General features: G+C 44.7%; 1 protein-coding gene. It reads left to right on the top strand.

Annotated features, from left to right (window positions below):
* A partial coding sequence (locus AB4486_RS23495) for a restriction endonuclease (RefSeq protein WP_372118965.1) occupies positions 1 to 378 on the top strand: 378 nt, incomplete at both ends.

Here is a 378-nt window from a genome sequence, read left to right as displayed (position 1 = left end):
GAGTTTGAGTCGTTTGATGTCAACCTTCATAGGCTACTAACGCAGAAAACTTTATTGAAAGACGCTGTAGTCACTCCAGAGGATGTTGTACCGCAGCCATCTGGTGTCGGAGGGAGCATTACTGGGGATCTCATTAATAAACGTATAACACCTGACGAGTTGGACAAATTGAGTTGGCAGCAATTTGAGGCTCTGTGTTTGACGCTCCTGTCCAAGCATTATGATAGTGAAAGCGCGTGGTTAACGAATGCTGGTACTGACCATGGTGCCGATGGTGTAATCCTGACTCAGTCGGGCAATATTCTAATGCAAGCTAAATATACGCAACGAAGATACGATGGATATAAAGGTATACAAGAGATTCACTCTGCTAAGCCG

This window comes from Vibrio sp. 10N.222.55.C6 (genome assembly GCF_041473395.1).
Taxonomy (GTDB): Bacteria; Pseudomonadota; Gammaproteobacteria; order Enterobacterales; family Vibrionaceae; genus Vibrio; species Vibrio crassostreae_C.
The sequence above is the reverse complement of the archived record's forward strand: the minus strand, read 5'-3'. Positions and strand labels throughout refer to the sequence as shown.